This window comes from Vreelandella gomseomensis (genome assembly GCF_031451645.1).
Classification (GTDB): domain Bacteria; phylum Pseudomonadota; class Gammaproteobacteria; order Pseudomonadales; family Halomonadaceae; genus Vreelandella; species Vreelandella gomseomensis.
On record NZ_JARWAI010000003.1, the window covers coordinates 187,653 to 211,354 of the forward strand.

Sequence of the window (23,702 nt, forward strand, 5' to 3'; positions counted from 1 at the left end):
CCTGCTTGGCGCAGGGCGCTGCGCGCCTTGATGAGCGTTCCTGCAACGGCCCGGCCGGTCAAGCCGTCTGGCCGTTGGGGAGGTTGATCAGTTCAGTGCAGTTCGCTCTCTTGCCGTTCGTCTGCGTCCGGCAAGGGGGCGATATCCCGCGACAGCTGTTGAAACTCCCGGTGCAGCTCTATCCCCCGCCGTGCGCGCAGATTACGTTGTGCGGCGCTACGACGGCGCTCGGCGTGTTCGTCCACTTCCATGCTCATGAAAATATCGAGCAATTCGCTCTTGAACGAGGTGATCCGTTCGACGTTTCGCATGATCGACGTTCCTCCAGGTGAATATGCCTTCGTCCACCTGCATCGGTGACGACTGTTGGATGATGCAGTGCGGCACTTCATTTTTTACTATAGCCTACTTGACAAAATGATGACCAGCTCGAGAAACAACCGTCTGGCGCCGCTGCCGTCCACCCAGGCGCAATACAATGATTGCCCATTCAGTGCGTCACTCAGGCATACTGGGCGCACGCCTGGCACATAACGCTACGCCGCTTGATTAAAGGAGCCACACGTGAGTCGCGCCCTGTTTGATGAAATGAGACGCCGCATGGAGCACTTTCGACGCTCCGAGCAGAAAGTGGCACGGTTTGTCCTGCGCAATCCGGAAGAAGTCATCCACATGCGGATTGTCGATCTCGCCACCGAGGCGAAGGTCAGCGAGCCAACGGTGGTGCGATTCTGCCGCGCCCTGGGCTGCAACGGTTTCCAGGATTTTAAATTGCAGCTAGCGCAGATGCTGGCCACCGGCAGCCAGTTTGCCCAGTTCTCGATGAACGATAGCGACTCGGTCGCCGAGTTCTCCCACAGCATTTTTGACTCGACGGTGGGCACGCTGCTCTCGGTGCGCGACCGCCTGGACAACGATGCCCTGGGCCGCGCCGTCAATGCCCTGGCGATGGCCAACCGCGTCGAGTTTTACGGTTTCGGCGCGTCAGGGGCGGTGGCCTTTGACGCCCAGCACAAGTTTTTCCGCCTGCAGATTTCCACCTCCGCCTATGCCGACCCCCACATGCAGAACATGTCGGCGGTGACGCTCAAGGAAGGCGATGTGGTGGTGGCCATTTCGCAAACCGGGCGCACCAAGGCGCTGGTGGCCAGCGTTCGCCTGGCCAGGGAAGCGGGGGCGACGGTGATTGGCCTGTGCCCCAGCGACTCGCCGCTGGCCGAAGAAGTCACGCTGCCGCTGTATATCGATGTGCACGAAGACACCGAAATCTATACCCCAATGAGTTCGCGCATCGCGCATCTGGTTCTGGTCGACGTGCTGGCGGTGGGCGTCGCCAAGACCCGTGGCCCGAAACTCGCCGAGCAGCTCAAGTCGGTGAAGAAGAGCCTTAACTCGCTGCGTTTCCCGGAAGACTCCTAACCCATGTCCGAGGGCAGGTTGAAGCGAGGGTTTTTCGCCATGGCCGGAAAATATTCCCGACATTTCCGGCATTTCCGCCATCCATGGCGGTCAGATGGCGAAAGTAGCGCCCAGGGATGGGTTCACAGCGCCCTCGCGGAGACCTGCCCTCGGCACTGAGTCGTGCAAATGCCATGCCTGTATACACAGCCAGTTCATTGGCTGTGCTAAACTGACGGCCCATTTTTCGACCCGGCAGCGGCTTATATGGACGACGTCACGGCGATACTCGATCAGCTCAACTCCGACCAGCGCGAAGCGGTCAGCGCCCCTCAGGGCAACCTGTTGGTACTGGCAGGCGCGGGCTCTGGGAAAACGCGGGTGCTGGTGCACCGTATTGCCTGGCTGATGCAGGCGGAGGGGCTGTCGCCTTACGCGCTGCTGGCGGTAACCTTCACCAACAAGGCCGCGCGCGAGATGCGTACCCGGCTGGAAGCGCTGCTGGGTATCTCGTTGCGCCATGTCTGGGTGGGCACCTTCCACTCGATTTCCCACCGCCTGCTGCGTACCCACTGGCAGGATGCGCGGCTGCCGCAACACTTCCAGATCATCGACGCCGACGACCAGCTGCGGCTGGTCAAACGGCTGCTCAAAGACTACGCCATCGACGACGAACGCTTCCCGCCGCGCCAGGTGCAAGGGTTCATTTCCGGCTGCAAGGAAGAGGGCCTGCGCCCCCATCAGGTCAATGTCGACGGCGATGGCTACCTGGGCCAGATGGTCGAGCTCTATGAACGCTATCAGCTCACCTGCGAGCGCGGCGGGCTGGTCGACTTCGGCGAACTACTGCTCAGGAGCCTGGAACTGCTGCGCGACAACCCGGCGCTGCTGGCCCACTATCGCGAGCGCTTCGGTCACCTGCTGGTCGACGAGTTTCAGGACACCAACACGCTCCAGTACGCCTGGCTGAAGCTGCTCACCGGCATGCAAACGCCGATGACCGTGGTCGGCGACGACGACCAGTCGATCTACGGCTGGCGCGGGGCCAAGGTCGAGAACATCCGCCGCTTCGAGCAGGAATTTCCCCAGACCCACACCGTCCGCCTCGAGCAGAACTACCGCTCGACCAGCGCGATTCTCGATGCGGCCAACGCCTTGATCAGCCACAACAGCGAACGAATGGGCAAACAGCTATGGACCGACGGCGTCGAAGGCGAACCCATCTCGATCTACGCCGGCTTCAACGACCTTGAAGAAGCCCGCTTCATTGTCGACACCATCAAGGAAAAAGTCGACGAAGGGCTCAACCGGCGTGATATCGCGATTCTCTACCGCTCCAATGCCCAATCGCGGCTGCTGGAGGAAACGCTGATCCGCCAGGGCATGCCCTATCGCATCTACGGCGGCCACCGTTTCTACGAGCGGCTGGAAATCAAGAATGCGCTGGCCTACCTGCGCCTGCTGCTCAATCGCGACGACGATGCATCGCTGGAGCGGGTGATCAACGTGCCCACCCGGGGCATCGGCACTCGCACGGTAGAAATCGTTCGCCTGCGCGCCCGAGAACAGGGCATCCCGCTGTGGCAGGCGCTTCACGACGCAATTCACGACGGTACGCTGAAAGGCCGCGCAGGCAACGCCGTGCAGGCGTTTGCCAACCTGATCGAGCAGTTGGATAACGACGCCGCCGGGCTCGCCCTGCACGACATCATCGACCACGTGACCGTGCGTACCGGCCTGATCGAACATCACAAGAGCGAACGCGGCGAGAAAGGCCAGGCGCGGGTGGAAAACCTCGAGGAGCTGGTCAACGCCGCCCGGGCCTTCACCCACGGCGATGCCTTCGAAACCCCGGAAGCCGGTGAAGGCATGGCCGCGCTGGAGGCATTCCTGTCCGAAGCGGCGCTCAATGCCGGGGACCACGAGGCCGAGGAGTTTGAAGACAGCGTGCAGCTGATGACGCTGCACTCGGCCAAGGGGCTGGAGTTTCCCGTGGTGTTTATCGCCGGCGTCGAGGAAGGCCTGTTCCCCCACAAGATGTCCCTGGAGGAACCGGGCAGGCTCGAGGAAGAACGTCGCCTGTGTTACGTCGGCGTGACCCGGGCGATGCAGAAACTTTACCTCACCCACGCCGAAACCCGCCGCCTGCACGGCAAGGAAGTGTTTCCGCGCCCGTCGCGCTTTCTGCGCGAATTACCCCCGCACCTGCTCGAAGAAGTGCGCCTGCGCGGGCATGTGTCACGCCCGGTCACCGCCTCGCGCCCTTCGTACGCCCAGCAACGCGTCGAGAGCCATGACGATCTGCCCAGCCTGCACGTCGGCCAGGGAGTCGAGCACCCGGTGTTCGGCCAGGGCGTTATCCTTAACGCGGAAGGCGAGGGCCCCCGCGCCCGGGTGCAGGTCAGCTTTGAGGGCGAAGGCGTCAAATGGCTGGTGCTGGGATTTGCTAAGCTAACGCCGCTGTAAACCACTCACGACCCATCGCTCATGCGTCATTACTCACGCCCCCGGGCGCCGTTTAGAGGGCCTTATGAAACAACGCTTGAAACGCCTATTTCCTGAAGTGTGTAACGGCTGGTCAGAACTTAGCGGCTACCATCGTTTCGAACGCATTATCTCACTGGTACTGGCGCTGGCCATCGGCGGCGCTGTGCTGGTCGCCATGTACTACCTGGTGATTCACGTGGTGCAGCTGTTGTTTATCGAGAGTCGCGACCCCTTCGACTACCGCGTGTTTCAAGCCCTGTTCGACATGATTCTCACCGTGTTGATTGCCATGGAATTCAACAACTCCATCATCCGCACAATGACCAGCGGCAAAGGCTTTATCCACGTCGAAATCGTGGTGCTGATTGCCATCATGGCGCTGGTGCGCAAGTTCATGGTGCTGGACATGGAAACCATCGACCCCTGGCAAATTGCCTCACTGGCCGCTGCGGGGCTGGCCTTGGGGGGTACCTATTGGCTGGTTCGTCATGCCAACCGTATGAAAGACGCAAGCGATGACTGACGGTAGACTTGCTGGCAAAATTCGCTTTAACGCATACTGACAGGCGGACACCCCGCCGCGATAACAACAGCGTGATACTTTCTGGAGTCTTGCTCACTATGCAACGCCGTCACTTCCTCAAAACCGCAAGCCTTAGCGTCGCAGGGGCCGCTGCTGCCCCGTTCGTATCGTCGTCACGTGCGCGCGCTGACGAGACCTACACCTGGGACATGGTCACCTCCTGGCCAAAAAATTTTCCCGCGTTAGGCACCGGCGCCAATGACTTTGCCCGCCGCGTGGAACAGCTTTCCAACGGCCGCATGACGATCCGCGTTCACGGCGCCGGAGAACTGGTGCCTGCCCTCGAAGTCTTTGACGCGGTCGCCGCCGGCACGGCGGAAATGGGCCATTCAGCGTCTTACTACTGGCGCGGCAAGGTCGCCGCCTCGCAGTTTTTCACGGCCGTGCCCTTTGGCATGACCACCACCGAAATGAACGCCTGGCTTTACTACGGCGACGGTCAGACGCTGTGGGATGAGATCTACGCGGCGCACAATCTGAAACCCTTTGCGGTGGGCAACACCGGGCCGCAGATGGCGGGCTGGTTCAAGAAAGAAATCAACTCGCTGGACGATATGCAGGGTCTCAAGCTGCGCCTGCCGGGCCTCGCTGGTGAAGCCATGAACGGCATCGGCGTGAGCACCGTCAACATGCCGGGGTCGGAGATATTCACTTCGCTGCAAACCGGCGCCCTGGATGCCGCCGACTGGGTCGGACCCTACAACGACCTGGCCTTCGGTCTGCACCAGGTGGCTGACTACTACTACACCTCGGTGTGGAACGAGCCTTCGGCCGTGCTGGAAGGCACCATCAACCTGGACGCCTGGAACGCGCTGCCCGAGGATCTCCAGGCGGTGGTCACCGAAGCCGCCCGTGCCTCGAACCTGGCCATGTACAGCGAGTTTGCCTTCCGTAACGCCCAGGCCCTCGAGGCCCTGGTGAACGAGCACGACGTCAAGCTGCGAACCTTCCCCGACGACGTCATGGCAGCGCTTTACCAAAGCTCACAGGACGCCATTCAGCGTCAGGTAGACGACGACGAGGAATCACGTCGGGTATACGAGTCCTATGCGGCGTTCCAGAAAACCGTTCGCCCCTTCAGCGACGTAGGCGAATACGCCTACTTGAAGAGTCGTGACAACGTTCGCGATTAAGCGGGCAACGGCAGAAGTAGGCAGGCATCAAGGGCGCTCGACCAAGCGCCCTTTTGTTTTTCCGGTCTTGTTCTGGCTAGCCATGCACGGCGCGGATACGGCCGTTGTCGTCCAGCGCCACCATCACGAAACGCGCCTCGGTGACTTTTTGACGCTCGTCCACATGCCGCTCGTGGGGCGCGCGCACCCATACCTCGACGTCGATCGTCATCGAGCTGTGCCCCACTTCCTGGAGCTGGGTGTAGACGCTGATCACCGACCCTACTCGCACCGGGCTTAAAAAATCCATCGCCTCGATGGCGACGGTGGCGGTTCGACCGCCGGCCTCCCGGCCGGCCGCCAGCTCCGCCGCCTGGTCCATCTGGTTGACCAGCCAGCCACCGGAAATATCGCCGTAAACATTGGTATCCTGGCGCGAGGCCAGCAGCTTGAGGCTCAGTTGTCCCTGGGGAGCAGGCACATCGTCCAAATCGGTATCCAGCAGTGTCATGTGTCGGTCGCTTTGTCGGTTTATTATTGTGAAAATCAGGGCGTCATCAAAGGCGCACCTTGTTGCATCGCAATAGACGGCTAGTTAATCACAAGAGAGCGTTCGATTGAATAGTAACGGTTTCGCTGTACGCATGAAATATGCCGCCGCCCTGGGCCTGGCCTGGCTGTTGTTGAGCCTGCCGCCAGCCGGCTGGGCCCAGCCTCAGGGGCCTTCGGTGAGCGGCACCCTGGGGGCAGTGGGTTCGGATACCATGGCCGGGCTGATGCTGCGCTGGGGCGAGGCGCTGACCACCCGATACCCGGATATCAACGTTCAGTTCCAAGCCAGCGGCTCGGCCAGCGCGCCCCCGGCGCTGCTGGCCGGTACGACGCGCATCGGGCCCATGTCGCGCCCCATGACCGACGACGAACGCCACGCCTTTGTCGAGCGTTATGGTTATCCTCCGCTCGAGCTGCGCGTGGCCCGCGATGCACTCATCGTCATCGTCCATCGGCATAACCCGCTGCCTGACATCTCGCTCGACGAGGTGGATGCGGTTTTTTCGTCCACCCAGGCGTGTGGCCGTGCGCCGATAGCGCACTGGGAGACACTGGCCGAGGGCGACACGGGCCCCCGGGGTCCCATTGCCCTGCATGGGCGTAATATTACCTCGGGCACCTACGGGGTGTTTCGTCAGCGTGTGCTGTGCGACGGCGACTTCCGACCCAAGGTCAGCAAGCACATGGGGGCCTCGGCGGTCGTGGCCGCCGTTGGCGAGTCCTATGGAGCCATGGGCTACTCGGGCTATAACCATCTGACGCCTTCGGTAAGGCCACTGCCGCTATCCAACCGCCAGGGTCGCCCGGTGATGCCAAGCGACACGACCATTCAAAATGGCGACTACCCGCTATCGCGCTACCTGTATATCTACGTCAATTTACCGCCTGAAGCGCCGCTACCCCCGGCGGAGCGGGCGTTTCTGAACCTGGTCATGTCCGCCGAGGGCCAGCAGATTACCCGCGCTGCGGGTTTCGTTCCCTTGCCCATGGACACCCTGGAGGCGCAGCGGGCATGGTAACCCAGCACTGTCACTTATCTGTCATAAAGGTCACGTAACGTGAGGAATCTTCATGCTATCCCACACGCCGATCCCATCGCTGACTTGCCCATGATCGTCACATGACCCGCGCCCGGCTCTCATCCCAGCCGCTTCGCCACTTGCAAGACCGCATCGCCACGGCGCTCATCACCGCCGGGGGCATCGGCGTGCTGCTGGCGGTCTTGGGCATCGGGGTATTTCTGCTGTGGGAAGCGGCTCCCCTATTGCTGGACGAGGAGCTTGGCTCGCTGAGCATGCTGACCCCGCTGGCCTGGGGCACGCTGAAAGCCGCGCTGATGGCACTCCTGTTTGCGCTGCCGCTGGCGCTGGGGGCGGCCGCCTACTCGGCGTTTTTCATGTCGCCGCGGCTGCGCAGCCGCATCAAGCCGACGCTGGAAATGATGGAGGCCATCCCCGGGGTGGTCGTCGGCTTTATTGCCGGCATGGTGCTTGCCCCCTGGGTCGAGCGGCACCTGGCGAGCACGTTGGTGGTCATCGTCTGGCTGCCGCTCAGCGCAGGGCTCGCGGGCATGCTCTGGCATCTGGCAAGTCGCCATTGGCAGCGCCGCCTGCCCCTTTCATGGGCGGCGCTGTGGCTGATTCCCTGGCTTGTCGCCATGGGCATGCTCGCGCTGTGGTCAACCCCGCTGGTCGAGCAGGCCCTATGGGGCGGCGACCTTCGCCGCTACCTGTATGACGCCTTTGGACTCGACTACATGACCCGCAATGCGCTGATTGTCGGCCTGGCGATGGGTTTCGCGGTGATCCCCAGCGTTTATTCGCTGGCCGAAGACGCGCTCAACGAGGTGCCCCGCCCGCTGATGGAAGGCGCCCAGGCGTTGGGCGCCAGCCGCTGGCAGGCGGTGATCAAGGTGGCACTTGCCGCCGCGGGGCCGGGGCTGTTTTCCGCCGTCATGATCGGCGCGGGCAGAGCGGTGGGAGAAACCATGATCGTGCTGATGGCCAGCAGCAATACGGCGCTGCTGAGTGCCAGCCCCTTCGAAGGCATGCGCACCATGGCGGCCGCCATCGCCATTGAACTGCCCGAAGCCACCGTGGGCGGCGTCACCTATCGCATGCTGGTGCTGGCGGCGCTGGTGCTGTTTTTGTTCACCTTTTTCGTCAACACCCTGGCGGAAGTGGTGCGTCAACGGCTGCGGCGACGCTATCAGCGCATGGGGGGTGGCGCGTGACCTGGTTGAAAAACGCTCTGCAGCAGGGCGTATGGCCCTGGCTATGTGCCGGCAGCGTCGCGCTCTCGCTGCTCATGCTGGGCGCCCTGCTCGCGTTATTGCTGACCCGTGGCCTGGGGCATTTCTGGCCGGCGGCGTTGACCGAGGTGACGCTGAATAGCGGCGACGTGGTGGCCGGCGAGGCCGTGCGCGACATGCCGCTTCCCGACCAGTCCGGCAGCGAACGGCTCTACTTCACGGGCAATCGCGACCTCGACGACGCTCGCTGGCGCTGGGTCGCCACCGACGCCATTGCCCGGCAGGCCCAGCCTGAGAACCTGCTTCGCCTGGAGCGGCGCACCTGGGGCGACTTTATCGGCTACCTGGAAGCAGTGGAGGTCAATGGCGAGCGCTTTACCGGCGATGACGCCTGGCAGCAGGTTCAGCAGGCGCTGTCCCTGCCCACCGCGCAGCGCGCCCGCTATCAGCTTACCTTGCGCACGCCCCAGGGGCAGACGCTGCGCCAGTCGCTGGCCACCGTGATCAGCGCCGAAGCGCCCAACGCCATGCACCTGGGGGAAAAGCTTGGCGCCTGGGGAAGCGACGTCTGGCAGTTCTTGAGTCAGGGGCCACGGGCCGCCAATACCGGCGGCGGCGTATGGCCCGCCATTTTCGGTACCATGCTGATGGTCATCGTGATGTCGGTGATCGTCACCCCATTTGGCGTGCTGGCCGCCATCTATCTCAACGAGATTGCCCACCAGGGGCCGCTCACCCGGCTGGTGCGTGTCGGCGTACGCAACCTCGCGGGGGTGCCCTCGATCGTTTATGGCGTTTTCGGACTCGGGGTGTTCGTGTACGGCATTGGCGGTTCGCTGGACGAGTGGTTCTTCGCCGATGCACTGCCCTCACCGACTTTTGGTACCGGCGGCCTGCTATGGGCGTCGTTGACCCTGGCCCTGCTGACGCTGCCGGTGGTGATCGTGGCCACCGAGGAAGGGCTTGCCCGCATCCCCGACGCGCAGCGTGAAGGTGCGGTGGCGCTGGGCGCCACCCGGCTTGAGATGCTGACCCGTGTCGTGCTGCCCATGGCCACGCCGGCCATGTTGACCGGGGTGATTCTGGCGGTGGCGCGGGCGGCTGGCGAGGTGGCGCCCCTGATGCTGGTCGGCGTAGCCAAGCTGGCGCCGCAAATGCCCCTCGACGGGGAATTCCCTTACTTGCACCTGGAGCGCAAGTTCATGCACCTTGGCTATCATCTGTTCGACACCGCCTTCCACGGCGAGGATGTCCAGGCGGCTATCCCCCTGGTGTATGCCACCGCCCTGTTATTGGTGCTGATTGTGCTGGTGCTTAACCTAACTGCCATATTGTTGCGTCATCATCTACGTCGTCAGCGAGGAAGCGAATGCTAGCACCCCGACATGTCGATCACGCCACCCAGGCGCCGGTGACGCATTTTCCTGCGGATCAGCGCTGCCTGACCATTGACCGGTTCAGCCTCGCCTATGCGGGGAAACCGGCGTTGCAGCAGCTGACGCTGCAGGTGCCCCGGCATCGGGTAACGGCCTTCATCGGGCCTTCAGGGTGTGGCAAGTCGACCCTGTTAAGGGCCATCAACCGGCTGCACGACCTGAATGAGTCGGTCAGCCACAGCGGTGATATCACCCTGGAGGGGCAGAACATTCATGCCGCAGACATGAAGTTGACAGAGCTCAGGCGGCGGGTGGGCATGGTGTTTCAAACCCCCAATCCCTTTCCGATGTCGATCTACGAAAACGTGGCCTTTGGCCTGCGCCTGCAGAAGCGACTCGCCAAGCGCCAGCGGGACGACATCATCGAGTGGGCGCTCACTTCGGCGGCGCTGTGGGATGAAGTCAAGGATCGTCTGCATCATTCTGCCTGGCAGCTGTCCGGCGGGCAGCAGCAGCGCCTGGTGATCGCCCGTACCCTGGCGGTTCAGCCCGATGTCCTGCTGCTCGATGAACCTGCATCGGCGCTGGATCCCATTTCCACGCTCAAGATCGAAGAGTTGATCCGTAATCTGAAATCTCAGCTAACGTTAGTATTGGTGACTCACAATATGCAGCAGGCGGCCCGGGTGTCCGATTACACCGCCTTTTTGCAACAGGGTGAGCTTGTGGAGTACGGCCCCACCGACCACGTTTTCACTAATCCTCGTTTACAACGAACCGAAAACTACATAACCGGCCGCATGGCTTAGGTTGCCGCAACCCCGTTAGGAGGGCTCCATGGACATTACCAGCGATACCCACAGCACGCATATCTCGCGCCAGTTCAACCAGGAGCTGGAAGAGCTCAAGACCCACCTGATGGCCATGGGCGGGATGGTGGAAAAGCAGGTGCAGGATGCCGTTTTTGCCCTGCTGGAAAACGATTCGCGGCTGGCCGAAAAGGTCCGCGATAACGACCGCCAGGTCAACGACCTGCAAATGCAAATCGATGATGAATGCACCCGCGTGCTGGCACGCCGCCAGCCTGCCGCCTCGGATTTGCGCCTGGTGCTGGCAGTCATCCGCGCCACGTCCGATCTCGAACGGATTGGCGACGAGGCCAGCAAGATCGCCCGCAACGCCCTGACGCTGAGCGAAAACAGCAATACCGTGCGCGGGCTGGTCGAGGTTCGTCACATCAGCGAACACGTCCGCAAGATGCTGCGCGATTCGCTGACGGCGTTTGCCCGCTTCGATACCGAGCTTGCCATGCAGGTCGTTCGCGAGGATGAGTTTGTCGACGGCGAGTACGGCAGCGCCATGCGCTCGCTGATGACCTTCATGATGGAGGATTCGCGCTCGATCACCTCGGTACTCAGCATCATGTGGGTACTGCGTGCGCTGGAGCGCGTCGGTGACCACGCCAACAACCTGGCCGAACACGTCGTCTATCTCGTCAAGGGGCTGGATATCCGCCATACCGATCCCGACACCCTGGATCAGCAGGCGGCACCGAAAAAGTCTTGACCTGACGCTGGATTCCTCATGCAATACGCCCTGGCTGCGCGGCAGCCAGGGAATTGCGATCAACGAGGAGTCATCCGCTGCCATGCTAGACGCGGTCACTGCCATCAGCCGAGGTACACGCTGTGTGTACGGGCCTGGGCTGAGGCTTTATGTCTTTTTACCCATCCTGGTCAACCTGCTGGTCTATGTCGGCATGTTCAGCTTTGTGATTAGCCGCTTTGATGGCTGGCTGGCGCATTGGATGAGCATGGTACCTAACTGGCTTGATTGGCTGTCGTGGCTTATATGGCCTCTTTTCGTCATTAGCCTGTTAGTCGTGGTATTTTTTACGTTCACGCTGGTGACCAGTCTGATTGCAGCGCCCTTTTACGGTTTCTTGGCCGCTAAAGTTGAAGTTCAAGTCACCGGTCGCGAACCTAAGGATGACCGGGGGCTCGCCAAAACGACCGTTGATGCGCTGGGTCGCGAAATGGTCAAGCTGGGATATATCCTGCCCCGTGCGGCGCTGCTGTTTTTGATCGGCTGGATCCCGGGGCTCAACCTGCTGGCGCCGATTCTGTGGGCACTGTTTTCCGCCTGGGTAATGGCCATTACCTATCTGGACTATCCGATGGATAACAACAAGGTCTCGTTTCGCGACATGCGCGGACGCCTGTCGGCGCGCTGGTGGCAAAGCCTGAGCTACGGTGGGGTGGTGACGCTCTTGACCTGGATTCCGCTGGCCAACCTGTTCTTGATTCCCGGGGCCGTGGCCGGGGCCGTGCTGATGTGGGACGACCATTACCGTGATGGGCAGGCAATGAGCCGCTAGCAAAAACAAGACCCCGCCGTGGCGGGGTCTTCGACAGTGATCATTTTTAGGCGGTGATGCGTACCAGCTTCCAATCCTTTTGCGGGACTCCAACCGTGGACGTTACCCTGACTGGCAGTGTGACCGCCTTCTTGATTCATTCCATGAATCTTCAATCATCCCTGTTAACACAAGACATCCTTGCCCTGCATCGGTTCACTATCTAAGTGTAGTTACTTTTCCAATTTTCGTAAAGAAAAGTATCAACAGTTGTCTGCATCTTACAATGCGGAGTCACTGTCTTGAAGATTATAAAGCAGCTACTGTGCCAGTTGCCCGACATTCATTTTTTTAATCATCTTTACAGATACTTATAATTAAAACGCAAAGGCATTTTAGGGCCCCGAGCGTGACATTTGGATACCCTTGGCATGGGTCGTTATGACACATGTGGCGCGACTACCCAGCGGTGAGCCGGGCAAACAAGCCGAGCAAACTAGGTAACGGACGAGACGTTGTGCGTCGGCGCAGCGGGGGTCACGAGGCGGGTAGCCGGGAAGACACAGCGGAACAGGGCGCCTTCCCCCGGGTGTGAATCGATCTGTAGCTGGGCGTCATGACGCAGCAGCACGTGCTTGACGATGGCAAGCCCGAGACCGGTGCCCCCGGTCGCGGTGCTACGGCCCTTGTCGACGCGATAGAAGCGTTCGGTGAGACGGGGAATATGCACGGGGTCGATCCCCTCACCGTTATCGCTCACCTCGATACAGGCGCCTGAACCGAACGCTTTCCAGCGCAGCGTAATGGCACTGCCTGGCGGCGTATAGCGCACCGCATTGAACGCCAGGTTGGAAACGGTACTGCGGATTTCCTGTTCGCTACCCACCAGCTGTGCGACGTTGTCGATGTCGATATCAAGCGTATGCTGGTGGTCGGAAAGCGCCAGCGCATCGGCCCCCACGTTGTTCAACAGGGCCGCCACATCCAGGGGCTGGTGATCTTTCCCGCCCTGGTCAATTTCCAGCCGCGACAGCAGCAACAGGTCATTGACCAAGTTCTGCATACGCTGCGTCTGGGCCTGCATCTGCTCGATGCCACGCCCCAGGCGAGGGGGTAGCTGGTCGGATAGCTCGCCGTAGGTCTCGAGATAGCCGGACAGCACGGTCAACGGCGTACGCAGCTCATGGGAGACGTTAGCGACGAAATCGCGACGCATCTGCTCCAGCTGATGCAGCCGGGTGATATCACGGGCCATCACCAGACGTTCATCGTCACCGTAGAGGGTGATCTGGTACTGCAGGATACGTCGTTCATCGATCGGCGAGGTCAGGGTGAGCGGCTCGCTGTAGTCGCGGGCGTTGAAGTAACTGATAAACCGCGGATCACGCAACAGGTTGGTAATGTGCTGACCACGGTCGTGGGCCGTTTGCAGACCCAGCATGTTGGTGGCAGCGCTGTTCCACCACTCCAGGTCGCCATGGTGGTCGAGCATCACGATGCTGTCGCGCATGGCCTCGGAGGATTCCTGGATACGCGCAAGGGTCGTGCGCAGGCGGTTCTGGGTAATCCGCTGGCTTTTCTGGTAGCGATAGAGGCGGTCAAACAGCTCGCCCCACAGGCCGTTAGCGGCGGGCGGTTCATCCTGGGGGCGTTGCGTTAGCCAGCGATACGCAGCGCGCAGCTGCCGCAGGTGGTAGGTCAGACAGACCGCGAAGCCGCCGGCAAGGCCCAGGCCCGGCATGCCGACCAGCCACCCCAGGCAGATACCAAGCGCCGTCCAACCGATCAGGCGCCACAGCTCACGACTCCACAAACGCACGGTTAGGCTCGCGCGGAGAAGCGGTAACCGGTACCGCGTACCGTTTGAATCAGATTCTGATGCGCATCACCCAGCGCCTTGCGTAACCGGCGAATATGTACGTCAACGGTGCGCTCTTCCACGTAGACATTGCCTCCCCACACCTGATCGAGCAGCTGGCTGCGCGTGTAGGCCCTTTCCTGGTGGGTCATGAAAAACTGCAGCAGGCGGTATTCGGTGGGCCCCATATCCAGCGCTTTGCCGTAGGCGCTGACCCGGTGACTCACCGGATCGAGCAACAGGCCGTTAATTTCGATGGGATCCTCAACGCCGCGAGGGGTCGCACGGCGCAGCACGGCCTTGAGGCGCGCCACCAGCTCGCGGGGGGAAAACGGCTTGGTAATGTAATCGTCAGCGCCGGCTTCCAGGCCCTGAATCTTGTTATCCTCCTCACCCTTGGCGGTAAGCATGATAATCGGCAATTCAGCGGTGGCTTCTTCCCGCTTGAGCCGACGCGCCAGCTCGATGCCGCTGGTTCCTGGCATCATCCAATCGAGCAGCAGCAGGTCGGGCTGGTGGTCAACCACCATGGCATGGGCATCCTGGGCGTTTTCCGCTTCCAGTACGCGATAGTCAGCCATTTCCAGCGCCACCGCGATCATCTCGCGAATGGATGCCTCATCATCGACGATCAAGACGGTCTTGGCAGTCATTCCGGAGCCTCACGGTGTTCGATAGAAAGAAATCCAGTGACAGATCAATGACGATGACACCATGACTTGATGACAATTCTATGACATTGCCAGGGATTCGCCAGCCGCTGGCCACCAACTCAGCACAATCCCGGCAAACACCAGCAGACCCGACCAGTGATTATTCAAAAACGCCTGAAAACAGGCGTCGCGCTCACGGTGACGGATCAGCCGCTGCTGGTGGACGAAGGTTGCCGCCATTCCCGCCAGCCCCAGCCAGAAAAAGCCGCCCAGCCCCACGCGCGCCCCCGCCCAGGCCAGCAGCGCCAGGGTCATGAGCTGCAGCAGCCCGATCACCCAGCGGTCGGCGTGGCCCAGCAGCACGGCGGTGGATTTGATGCCAATCTTGATATCGTCGTCGCGATCGACCATGGCGTACTGGGTATCGTAGGCGACGGTCCACAGCACGTTGGCCAGGAACAACAGCCATGCTTCCACCGGCACATACCCGAGCACTGCGCCGAACGCCATGGGAATCGCCCAGGAGAACGCCGCCCCCAGCACCACCTGAGGAAAGTGGGTATAGCGCTTCATGAACGGGTAGATGAAGGCCAGCACCACGCCGCCTAGCGACAACAGTACGGTAAACCAGTTGGTCAACAGCACCAGCATGAACGCCGCGACCACCAGCCCGATAAACAGCAGCTGCGCCTCGGTCTCACTGATCCGCCCGGTGGCCAGGGGACGATGCTTGGTGCGTTTGACGTGACCATCGAGGTGGCGGTCGGCGTAATCGTTGACCACGCACCCGGCCGCGCGCATCACGTAGACGCCAGCGATGAAGACCAGCAGCACGCTGCGCCCCGGGACGCCCTCAGCGGCCACCCACAAGGCCCAGAGCGTGGGCCACATCAGCAACCAGGTACCGATGGGCCGATCCAGCCGCATCAGCCGAATAAAATCCATCAGGCGACCCATTCCTATCGGCCGCAGTAGAGAACGATCCATGCTTACCTCATCCATCCAAGAGACGCAGCGTTAGCCTAGCGCGAAGGCAGCGCAAGATCATCCGCCATGGTCGATAAAAAATATTCCTGCACCAGTAGCGATAGCCCACCGTGCTTACAGCCGTGCTTACAGCCGTGCTGGAAAACCGAGCGCCGCCCCCACTGGCTAGTGACGTCTTCATCGCCTGGGTAGGTAAATTCAGGCGCCTGTCGCGTGGCGTAAAGCGGCCCACGCACCAGATCCGGCTGGCGAAACAGCCAGCTGCCCAGCGACCGCTCGCCCAGACGCTCCAAACCCTGGCCGCGCAGGGTTTCAAGAGGTGCCACCGAGCGCGCCACGACCCAGGGGGCCTCGTCCACGCACAGGGCAACCTCGCGCTGCCAGGCATAGCGCCTGGCCGCCATGCCCAACGCCTGGGCCTCATGGGGCTGGGGGAGACCCACGCCCTGGCGCAACAGCCGCACGCGAAACGACCGTTCGCCGCCGGCGGCCACCAGGCGTGCCGTCAATGAATCCGTGGACGCCACCCACTGCCACCACGCGGCGCTCATGGCCGGGCGCAGCGCGCTAATCGGGCGCCAACGCGGCAAATCGGGAGCTGAACAAACAGAGCGACGCAACACCAGCGCCTCCAGGCAATTTAACGGTGCGTTAGTGTAACATGGGGCCACGTAAAGGCTTTTGTCCCACTGACCCTTGGACCACTGCATGCCCTCATCACACGCTGAACTCACGATTGTCGGCACCGGGATGGCGGGCGTTGGCCTTGCCCGCGCGCTGCGTCGCCAGGGCGATACACGCTCCCTCTGTCTGATCAGCGCCGACAGCGGCGACGACTACAGCAAGCCCCTGTTATCAACCGGCTTTGCCAAGCGCCTGCCGCCGGAGCGTCTCGCCCAACGCAGCGCCGACGAGCTCGCCGCCTCGCTGGACGCCCGCGTGATCACCCAGACGACCGTGAGCCGGCTGGACGCTACGCATCAATCGCTCCAGTTGGCAGACGGCCAGGCACTTGGCTACGACCGCCTGGTGCTGGCCACCGGCGCCGAACCCCGCGTGCCCATGGCCATTCCCGACCCGCTCAAACCGCGCTGCTTTACCGTCAACAACCTTGACGACTATCGGCGCTTTCACCGTGCGCTGGGGGCAACGCCTAGCCGCGTGGCGGTCATCGGCGCGGGCCTGGTGGGCTGCGAGTTTGCCAATGACCTGCACGCCGGCGGCCATGACGTCAGCGTTATCGCGCCCGACGCGGCGCCGCTTCCCCGCCTGCTGCCTGGCCCCCTGGGACATGCGCTGGGCGAGGCGTTTGCCGAGGCGGGCATCCATCTGGCGCTGGGCAGAACGCTCAAGACCATGGCGCTCGACGATGACGGTAACGTCACGCTGACGCTGGATAACGACGAGCTACTCACGGTGGACGTGCTGTTGATGGCGACCGGCCTGGTGCCGCGCACCGCCCTTGCGGAAGCCGCCGGACTCAGCGTGTCCGCAAACGGTATCCATGTCGATCGGCAGCTGCAAACCTCGCACCCGGCCATCCACGCGCTGGGCGACGCCGCCTGCGTCGACGGCGTCAACGCCATGTATGTCCAGCCCCTCCAGGCCAGTGCTCACGCCCTCGCCGCCACCTTAGCAGGCACGCCCACGCCGGTGCGCTTCGGCGCCTGGCCGGTGATCGTCAAGACGCCGCTGCTGCCGGTGGTGGCCTACCCGCCCCTCCAGCCGCCGGGACGCTGGCGGATCGAAGGCGAAGGCCGTGACATGACGGCAATCGCTGAAGATAAAGACGGACGTTTGATTGGTTTTGCATTGACAGGCAGCAACGTGAGAAGGAAAGTGGAGCTTTCCAGAGCAGCCCCCGCGCTGCTAGGCTAAATGCTGCGGCACTGACGGCCTGGTTGAACCCATGGCCAATCCGGCGGTGGCCTCACCAACAACACGACAGTGTATCTGCACCATCATTATCAAAGGGAGTTTCCTTATGCGTAAACCTGAACTTGCAGCCGCCATTGCTGAAAATGCCGACCTGTCCAAAGACAAAGCGGGCCAGGTCCTTAACGTGATTCTCGATGAAATCACCAACAGCGTTGCCAAGGGCGAAGACGTTGCGCTGATTGGCTTTGGCACCTTTACCGTTCGTGAGCGGGCTGCCCGTACCGGCAAAAACCCGCAAACCGGCGCCCCGCTGCAGATTCCGGCCAGCAAGAACGTGGCCTTCAAGCCGGGTAAAGCGCTCAAGGACGCTGTCTCGTAATGAAACTTAAGCTGACGCTGTGGCTACTGGGCCTTTTGCTCAAGCGGGCCCTGCGCCGCAAGCCGCGCTTTCGTGAACAGCTCGAACAGATGCGCGGCCTGAACTGGGGCATCGCCACAGAGGATCTGCGGATAGCCCGCCATTACCGCATGACGCCCCACCGCGTCACCTCGGATAAAGGGCTGCCGGTCGACCTGGATCTTGAGCTGCGTTTTCGCGATGAGTCAGCCGCGTTGGGCATTCTCAAGAAGCCCACGCAACAGGCGTTCCTCGACGGCATGATCAACGGCGAGGTTCGCCTGGTAGGCGACTCCGCCGATATGAACAAGCTGCAGAAACTGCTCAAGTATTTGTAGCTGACGGCCCCGACGGCAATCTTCACGCCCGAGGGGTCTTGTCTTCACATACCACGCCGTTGACACCCTGCCTTCTCCCTTGATGACCTGGCCCTGTTGCTCGCCAACCGCCCGCCGTGCAAGACAATCGCTACCCTAACCCTTTATACTAAGGGCACGACTAAAGTCTAATAATAGCGATGACGAAGAGCCCCCTATGCCCCTTGCCCTGCCGCTGCGCCGTCTTTGGACGCTGGATAAGTTCGCCTACAGCCTGCGCGTCTTCATCGCGTTCAGCGGCGCCCTGCTGATCAGCGCGGTGTCCGGCGACGTGGCGCTGGTCATCCCGCTGTTTCTGGGCATTATCGCCAGCGCCCTGTCGGAAACCGACGACAGCTGGGAGGGTCGCTTTCAGGCCCTGCTGGTAACCCTTGCCTGCTTTGCCTCGGCGTCGCTCATCGTCCAATGGCTGTTCCCCTGGCCCTGGCTGTTTGCCCTGGGGCTTGCGGTGTCGACCTTTACCCTGATCATGCTCGGCGCCATCGGCCAGCGCTACGCCACCATCGCCTCGGGGACGCTGATCCTGTCGATCTACTCGATGATCAATATCGAACAGCACGGCGGGGTGGACGACGACGTCGCCTACCGCCAGCTTCTATTGCTGGCAGGGGCCGCCTGGTACGGCGTCATTTCGGTGATCTGGTGCGCGCTGTTTTCGCGCCAACCGGTCAAGCAGAGCATGGCACGGGTCTACAAGGCGCTGGGCGAGTTCCTGATCCTCAAGTCGGCGCTGTTCGAGCCGGTTCGCGGCGTGGATGTCGAAGCCCGGCGGGTGGCCCTGGCACGCCAGAACGGCAAGGTAGTGAGCGCGCTGAACCAGGCCAAGGAGATGATCTTTCGCCGCCTGGAAGGCCAGCGGGGGAACCGCAAGCTCAACCGCTACCTGCGCATCTATTTTATCGCCCAGGATATCCACGAGCGGGCAAGCTCGACCCACTATCCGTATAGCAGCCTGACCGAGGCGTTTTTCCACCATGACGTGCTGTTCCGCTGCCAGCGGCTGCTGGATCAGCAGGGCCGTGCCTGCCGCCAACTCGCCAAGTCGCTGCTGCTCAACCGCCCCTTTGGCCACGAACAGAGCGAACAGGCGCTGGCCGACCTACGCGCCTCGATCGCTAACCTGCGCGACCAGGGAAGACCTGAATGGCAACCGCTGATGCACCCGCTCAACGCCCTGGCCGACAACCTGACCATCCTGGAAGCCCAGATTGCCAGCGCGCACAACCCGGACGCCAGGAGTGAGCGCCGCGACAGCGCCCTATTTGACCGTTCGCCCTCCAGTCTGCTGGAAGCGTGGAAGCGCGTGCGGCTCAATTTACACCTGGGATCCCCCACCTTTCGTCACGCCGTGCGGCTGAGTACCGCGCTGGTCATCGGGTACGGCTTGCTGCATTGGCTCAATCCCGAACAGGGCTTCTGGATACTGCTGACCACGCTGTTCGTGTGTCGGCCCAACTTTGCCACCACCCGGCGGTTTCTCTCCCAGCGCATCATGGGCACGATACTTGGCCTGGTGGTCGGCTGGGCGTCGATCAGCCTCTTTCCTCACCCGCTGGTACAGAGCATGATCGCCGTGGCCGCCGGGGTGTCGTTTTTCGCCAACCGTGAAAAGCGCTATGTGCTGGCCACCGCCTCAATTACCTTGCTGGTACTTTGCAGCTTCAACCAGGTGGGCGACGGGTTCGACCTTATCTGGCCTCGCCTGTTCGATACGCTGATCGGCGCCCTGATTGCCGGCCTGGCGGTGTTCTTCATCCTGCCCGACTGGCAGGGGCGACGGCTCAATCGCGAAGCCGCCAACGTACTGACCACCCATCGCCGCTATCTGGAAGAGATCATTCACCAGTACGAGGAAGGCAAGCAGGACGACCTGGCGTATCGCCTGGCTCGCCGTAACGCGCACAATGCCGATGCGGCGCTGTCCACGCTGCTGACCAACATGCTTCACGAACCGGGCCATTACCGTAAGCAGGATGCCGATGATGGGCTACGTTTTCTGGTGCTCTCCAACACCCTGCTGAGCCACCTGTCGGCGTTGGGCGCGCACCGCCACCGGCTGGCGGACGATGAAGACGACAGTGCGTCCGTGCCCGCCGCCAAGCGCATGTGCGAACTGCTCGACCAACTCGCCGAGCAGCTACAAAACCGCCAGCCCATCACCCCGCTGTCGGCCCAGGCCGAGGCGCTGATCGCGCAGCTCGATGAGCAAGGCCCGCCCAAAGAGGAAAACGCCGTCACGCTTTACCGGCCGATCCAGAGCCAACTACGCCTGATTGCGAACCAGTTGGCACCGCTGAGCGACGCGGCGAGCCGTCTTATCAGCACTAACGGAGCCGACGACCCTAGCTTGAGTTAAACCTGCCCATAACGTCCGGCGGCTTCGCCCAGCCAGCGGCGCACCAGCACGGTGGTGATGTCCTTGTTGCCCTGGAGCGCCTGAGCCAGGGCGGTGACCTGGTCCAGCAAATCAGCATCGCGCTCCAGGTCGGCGATTTTCATCTGCGCAAGGCCGGTCTGGCGGGTGCCGAGGACTTCGCCGGGGCCGCGAATCTCCAGGTCTTTCTCGGCGATGCGGAAACCGTCGGTGGTTTCGCGCATCACCGCCAAACGCTGCCGGGAGGTGTTGGAAAGCGGCGGGTGGTAGAGCAGTACGCAGAAGCTCTCGGTACTGCCGCGCCCCACGCGGCCACGCAGCTGGTGCAACTGGGAAAGCCCCAGGCGTTCGGGGTTTTCGATAATCATCAGGCTGGCGTTGGGGACGTCCACGCCCACCTCGATCACCGTGGTCGCGACCAGTAGGTCCAGCTCGCCTTCTTTAAACGCCGCCATCACCTCGGCTTTTTCGCCGGACTTCATACGCCCGTGCACCAGGCCAATGGCCAGCTCCGGTAGCGCGTCGGTCAGCTCGTCGCGAGTCACTTCCGCCGCCTGGCACTGCAGGGCTTCGGATTCTTCGATCAGCGTGCATACCCAGTAGGCCTGGCGGCCTTCGCTGCAGGCGCGCCGGATACGCTCGACCACTTCGGGGCGACGCTCGTCGGACACCACCACGGTTTTCACCGGCGTGCGCCCCGGGGGCAGTTCATCGATCACCGAGACATCCAGATCCGCGTAGGCACTCATGGCCAGCGTGCGGGGAATGGGCGTGGCGGTCATGATCAGCTGATGGGGTGTCAGCCCGCCCGCTTCGCCTTTTTCACGCAGCGCCAGGCGCTGGTGCACGCCGAAACGGTGCTGCTCGTCGATAATCGCCAGCCCCAGGCACTGGAAGTGAACGTCGTCCTGGAACAGCGCGTGGGTGCCGACCACCATGCGCGCGCGACCGTCGGCAATCGCCGCCTTGGCATCCAGCCGTGCCTTGCCCTTGAGCTTGCCGGACAGCCAGGCCACTTCGATGCCCAATGGCTCGAACCAGGCTTTAAACGAGCGGTAGTGCTGCTCGGCAAGGATTTCCGTGGGCGCCATGATGGCCGCCTGGCAGTTCCCCGCCAGCGCCGAGAGCGCCGCCATGGCCGCCACCACGGTTTTCCCCGAGCCGACGTCCCCCTGAACGAGACGCAGCATGGGGGCGGGGCGGGCAAGATCGAGGGCAATTTCGTCAAGCACCCGGCCCTGGGCGCCGGTCAGCGCAAAGGGCAGCTGCGCCAGAAAGCGCGCTTGCAGGTTACGCCCGGACGGTAGTTCGGGCGCGCCGTCGGCCTGGATGCGCAGCCGCACTTCACGCAGGCTAAGCTGATGGGCCAGCAGCTCTTCCACCGCCAACCGCCGCGTTGCCGGGTGATGGCCGTGGCTCAATTGCTCCATATCCGCCTCGGGCGGCGGCTGGTGGAGCAGCTGCAGGCTGGCGTGCAGCCCCAGTAGCTGAAAGCGCTGGCGCAGCGCCTCGGGAATCACCTCCGGCAGCGCGTCGGGGTCGCTTTCAAGCAGCCTCAGCGCCTGCTGGGTCAGGGCGCGCAGGCGGGTTTGGTGAAGCCCCTCGGTGGTGGGATAGATCGGCGTAAAGTACTCATCTACCGAGGTATCGCTGCCGCCGCTCAAGCGGTATTCGGGATGATAGATTTCCAGCCCCGTGGCCCCGGCGCGGGCTTCGCCGAAGGCACGCACCACGGCACCGGGGCGCAGCTGCTGCTGTTGGGCCGGCGAGAAGTGGAAAAACCGCAGGCTCAGAATGCCGCTTTTATCGCGCAGCCGCACCAGCAGGCTGCGCCGCCGTCCTTTGACCACGTCGCAGGCGGTGACTTCGCCTTCGATCACCGCCTCGCTGCCCGCGCGCAGTTCGCCAATCGGCGTCAGCCGGGTGCGATCCTGATAGCGCAGCGGCAAGTGGAACAGCAGATCGCTTACCTGCTCGATCCCCAGACGGGCAAGCTTCAGGGCCAGCGCTTCGCCGACGCCCTTGAGGGCCGTGACCGGTGCCGACAGCGTGGTCATGAAACAGCAGTCGCCGCCTGGGTGGGACGGTGGCACTGATTGATCGCATTGACCAGCACATCGATGGCTTTCGGACGTGGAAAGCTGGCTCGCCAGGCGATGGCGACCGTGCGCGATGGTGCAGGCGACACGAACGGACGGCTGATCAGCATGGCGTTTTCGTACTGGTCGGTGCCCAGCGCCGACTGGGGCAGCACGGTGATGCCCAGTTTCGAGGCTACCATATGGCGAATCGTCTCCAGCGAGCCGCCTTCGGCAATGAGGGTGTTATTGGGATTGTTGAGCTTTTGCGTGATCGCCGGGCAGGCTTCCAGCAGCTGGTCGCGGAAGCAATGTCCCTCGCCCAGCAGCAGCAATCGCTCTTCCAGTAGCTCTTCTTTATGGATGGCCTCGCGTGACTCCCAGCGGTGCTTGGCGGGCATCAGGACTTCGAAGGATTCATCGTAGATCGGCTTGGTGACGACGTCGGTTTCGGTGAACGGCAGGGCCACGATAATCACGTCCAACTCGCCGCTGCGCAGCTTGGTGCGCAGCGCGCCGGTCAACCCCTCCTCGATATACAGCGGCATCTGCGGTGCGGCCTTAGCCAGCTCAGGGATCAGGTGTGGAAACAGATAGGGGCCAATAGTGTAGATAGCACCGATGCGCAGCGGGTTGGCCAACTGGTCTTTCCCGGCGCTTGCCATGTCAAAGATCAGGCTGCTCTGCTCCAGCACGCGCTGGGCCTGGGCAATGATCTTCTCGCCTAGTGGCGTGACCTGAACCGTTGCCTTGGAACGCTCGAACAGCGGCGTTTCAAGCTCGTCCTCCAGCTTTTTGACGGCCACCGACAGCGTGGGCTGGGAAACGTGGCAGCGCTCAGCAGCGCGACCAAAGTGGCGTTCTTGGGCAAGGGTTACGATGTAGCGAAGTTCTGTTAAAGTCATGGTGGTGCCGGTGGCATCCTCTCGTAGCAGCTTGTGACTCACTCGCGTGACAATAAGCGGGAAGGAAAAGGACAGGCAAA

General features: G+C 62.3%; 22 protein-coding genes. 14 read left to right on the forward strand and 8 right to left on the reverse strand.

Features of this window, described 5'->3' with window-relative positions:
* Positions 1 to 92 precede the first annotated feature (92 nt).
* Positions 93 to 311 (reverse strand): PA3496 family putative envelope integrity protein, encoded by a 219-nt coding sequence (locus tag QC815_RS04990; RefSeq protein ID WP_230445514.1) that lies wholly within the window; start codon positions 309 to 311, stop codon positions 93 to 95.
* Positions 312 to 564: 253 nt separating this feature from the next.
* Here QC815_RS04990 and hexR point away from each other — a divergent pair, with 253 nt between their 5' ends.
* The 4 genes from hexR to QC815_RS05010 all read left to right on the forward strand — a co-directional run bounded on the left by hexR (position 565) and on the right by QC815_RS05010 (position 5,601).
* Complete coding sequence (gene hexR / locus QC815_RS04995) at positions 565 to 1,419, forward strand: transcriptional regulator HexR (RefSeq protein WP_066316464.1); 855 nt, start codon at positions 565 to 567, stop codon at positions 1,417 to 1,419.
* A 246-nt stretch (positions 1,420 to 1,665) separates the two neighbouring features.
* The gene (gene uvrD, locus QC815_RS05000) at positions 1,666 to 3,864 is read left to right on the forward strand and encodes a DNA helicase II (protein WP_309767280.1); all 2,199 of its coding nucleotides are present in this window, start codon (positions 1,666 to 1,668) and stop codon (positions 3,862 to 3,864) included.
* Between the two features lie 64 nt (positions 3,865 to 3,928).
* Entirely contained in the window at positions 3,929 to 4,408 is a 480-nt protein-coding gene (locus tag QC815_RS05005; protein ID WP_089701450.1) for a phosphate-starvation-inducible PsiE family protein, read from the forward strand.
* Positions 4,409 to 4,506: 98 nt separating this feature from the next.
* Positions 4,507 to 5,601, forward strand: a complete 1,095-nt coding sequence (locus QC815_RS05010; protein ID WP_230445512.1) for a TRAP transporter substrate-binding protein — start codon at positions 4,507 to 4,509, stop codon at positions 5,599 to 5,601.
* Positions 5,602 to 5,677: 76 nt separating this feature from the next.
* On the opposite strand, the gene QC815_RS05015 is transcribed toward QC815_RS05010, so the two are convergent.
* Positions 5,678 to 6,091 (reverse strand): acyl-CoA thioesterase, encoded by a 414-nt coding sequence (locus QC815_RS05015; protein WP_230445511.1) that lies wholly within the window; start codon positions 6,089 to 6,091, stop codon positions 5,678 to 5,680.
* 133 nt (positions 6,092 to 6,224) lie between these two features.
* On the opposite strand from QC815_RS05015, the gene QC815_RS05020 reads away from it, so the two are divergent.
* The 6 genes from QC815_RS05020 (at position 6,225) to cysZ (ending at position 12,136) form a co-directional block, all read left to right on the forward strand.
* Complete coding sequence (locus QC815_RS05020) at positions 6,225 to 7,151, forward strand: PstS family phosphate ABC transporter substrate-binding protein (protein WP_230445510.1); 927 nt, start codon at positions 6,225 to 6,227, stop codon at positions 7,149 to 7,151.
* Between the two features lie 101 nt (positions 7,152 to 7,252).
* Positions 7,253 to 8,365 carry an ABC transporter permease subunit gene (locus QC815_RS05025; RefSeq protein ID WP_230445509.1) on the forward strand — a complete coding sequence of 371 codons (1,113 nt, stop codon included), beginning with the start codon at positions 7,253 to 7,255 and terminating at the stop codon, positions 8,363 to 8,365.
* Positions 8,362 to 9,759, forward strand: coding sequence for a phosphate ABC transporter permease PstA (gene pstA, locus QC815_RS05030; protein WP_230445508.1), 1,398 nt, complete (start codon positions 8,362 to 8,364; stop codon positions 9,757 to 9,759). The genes QC815_RS05025 and pstA overlap by 4 nt, the downstream gene beginning before the upstream one ends.
* Positions 9,753 to 10,568: a phosphate ABC transporter ATP-binding protein PstB gene (pstB, locus tag QC815_RS05035; protein WP_230445507.1), complete on the forward strand. Its 816-nt coding sequence runs from the start codon at positions 9,753 to 9,755 to the stop codon at positions 10,566 to 10,568. Before pstA ends, pstB begins: the two co-directional genes overlap by 7 nt.
* A 28-nt stretch (positions 10,569 to 10,596) precedes the next feature.
* Positions 10,597 to 11,325, forward strand: coding sequence for a phosphate signaling complex protein PhoU (gene phoU, locus QC815_RS05040; protein ID WP_230445506.1), 729 nt, complete (start codon positions 10,597 to 10,599; stop codon positions 11,323 to 11,325).
* Positions 11,326 to 11,407: 82 nt separating this feature from the next.
* Positions 11,408 to 12,136 carry a sulfate transporter CysZ gene (gene cysZ, locus QC815_RS05045; RefSeq protein WP_309767286.1) on the forward strand — a complete coding sequence of 243 codons (729 nt, stop codon included), beginning with the start codon at positions 11,408 to 11,410 and terminating at the stop codon, positions 12,134 to 12,136.
* A 475-nt stretch (positions 12,137 to 12,611) separates the two neighbouring features.
* On the opposite strand, the gene phoR is transcribed toward cysZ, so the two are convergent.
* The 4 genes from phoR to QC815_RS05065 all read right to left on the reverse strand — a co-directional run bounded on the left by phoR (position 12,612) and on the right by QC815_RS05065 (position 16,164).
* Positions 12,612 to 13,934 carry a phosphate regulon sensor histidine kinase PhoR gene (phoR, locus tag QC815_RS05050; protein WP_230445504.1) on the reverse strand — a complete coding sequence of 441 codons (1,323 nt, stop codon included), beginning with the start codon at positions 13,932 to 13,934 and terminating at the stop codon, positions 12,612 to 12,614.
* 2 nt (positions 13,935 to 13,936) lie between these two features.
* Positions 13,937 to 14,626: a phosphate regulon transcriptional regulator PhoB gene (phoB, locus tag QC815_RS05055; protein ID WP_230445503.1), complete on the reverse strand. Its 690-nt coding sequence runs from the start codon at positions 14,624 to 14,626 to the stop codon at positions 13,937 to 13,939.
* Between the two features lie 78 nt (positions 14,627 to 14,704).
* The gene (gene ubiA, locus QC815_RS05060) at positions 14,705 to 15,613 is read right to left on the reverse strand and encodes a 4-hydroxybenzoate octaprenyltransferase (RefSeq protein ID WP_230445502.1); all 909 of its coding nucleotides are present in this window, start codon (positions 15,611 to 15,613) and stop codon (positions 14,705 to 14,707) included.
* 35 nt (positions 15,614 to 15,648) lie between these two features.
* Positions 15,649 to 16,164, reverse strand: coding sequence for a chorismate--pyruvate lyase family protein (locus QC815_RS05065; RefSeq protein WP_230445501.1), 516 nt, complete (start codon positions 16,162 to 16,164; stop codon positions 15,649 to 15,651).
* A 157-nt stretch (positions 16,165 to 16,321) separates the two neighbouring features.
* Between QC815_RS05065 and QC815_RS05070 the strand changes: the two genes are divergently transcribed.
* The 4 genes from QC815_RS05070 to yccS all read left to right on the forward strand — a co-directional run bounded on the left by QC815_RS05070 (position 16,322) and on the right by yccS (position 20,621).
* Positions 16,322 to 17,491: an NAD(P)/FAD-dependent oxidoreductase gene (locus tag QC815_RS05070; protein WP_230445500.1), complete on the forward strand. Its 1,170-nt coding sequence runs from the start codon at positions 16,322 to 16,324 to the stop codon at positions 17,489 to 17,491.
* Between the two features lie 106 nt (positions 17,492 to 17,597).
* Entirely contained in the window at positions 17,598 to 17,870 is a 273-nt protein-coding gene (locus QC815_RS05075) for an HU family DNA-binding protein (protein ID WP_027337270.1), read from the forward strand.
* Complete coding sequence (locus tag QC815_RS05080) at positions 17,870 to 18,226, forward strand: hypothetical protein (protein ID WP_230445499.1); 357 nt, start codon at positions 17,870 to 17,872, stop codon at positions 18,224 to 18,226. Before QC815_RS05075 ends, QC815_RS05080 begins: the two co-directional genes overlap by 1 nt.
* A gap of 196 nt (positions 18,227 to 18,422) precedes the next feature.
* Entirely contained in the window at positions 18,423 to 20,621 is a 2,199-nt protein-coding gene (gene yccS / locus QC815_RS05085; RefSeq protein WP_309767289.1) for a YccS family putative transporter, read from the forward strand.
* Here the strand turns inward: yccS and recG are convergent.
* Positions 20,618 to 22,696, reverse strand: a complete 2,079-nt coding sequence (gene recG / locus QC815_RS05090; RefSeq protein ID WP_230445497.1) for an ATP-dependent DNA helicase RecG — start codon at positions 22,694 to 22,696, stop codon at positions 20,618 to 20,620. The genes yccS and recG overlap by 4 nt on opposite strands.
* Positions 22,693 to 23,622 (reverse strand): hydrogen peroxide-inducible genes activator, encoded by a 930-nt coding sequence (locus QC815_RS05095; protein WP_230445496.1) that lies wholly within the window; start codon positions 23,620 to 23,622, stop codon positions 22,693 to 22,695. Before QC815_RS05095 ends, recG begins: the two co-directional genes overlap by 4 nt.
* Between the last annotated feature and the right edge of the window lie 80 nt (positions 23,623 to 23,702).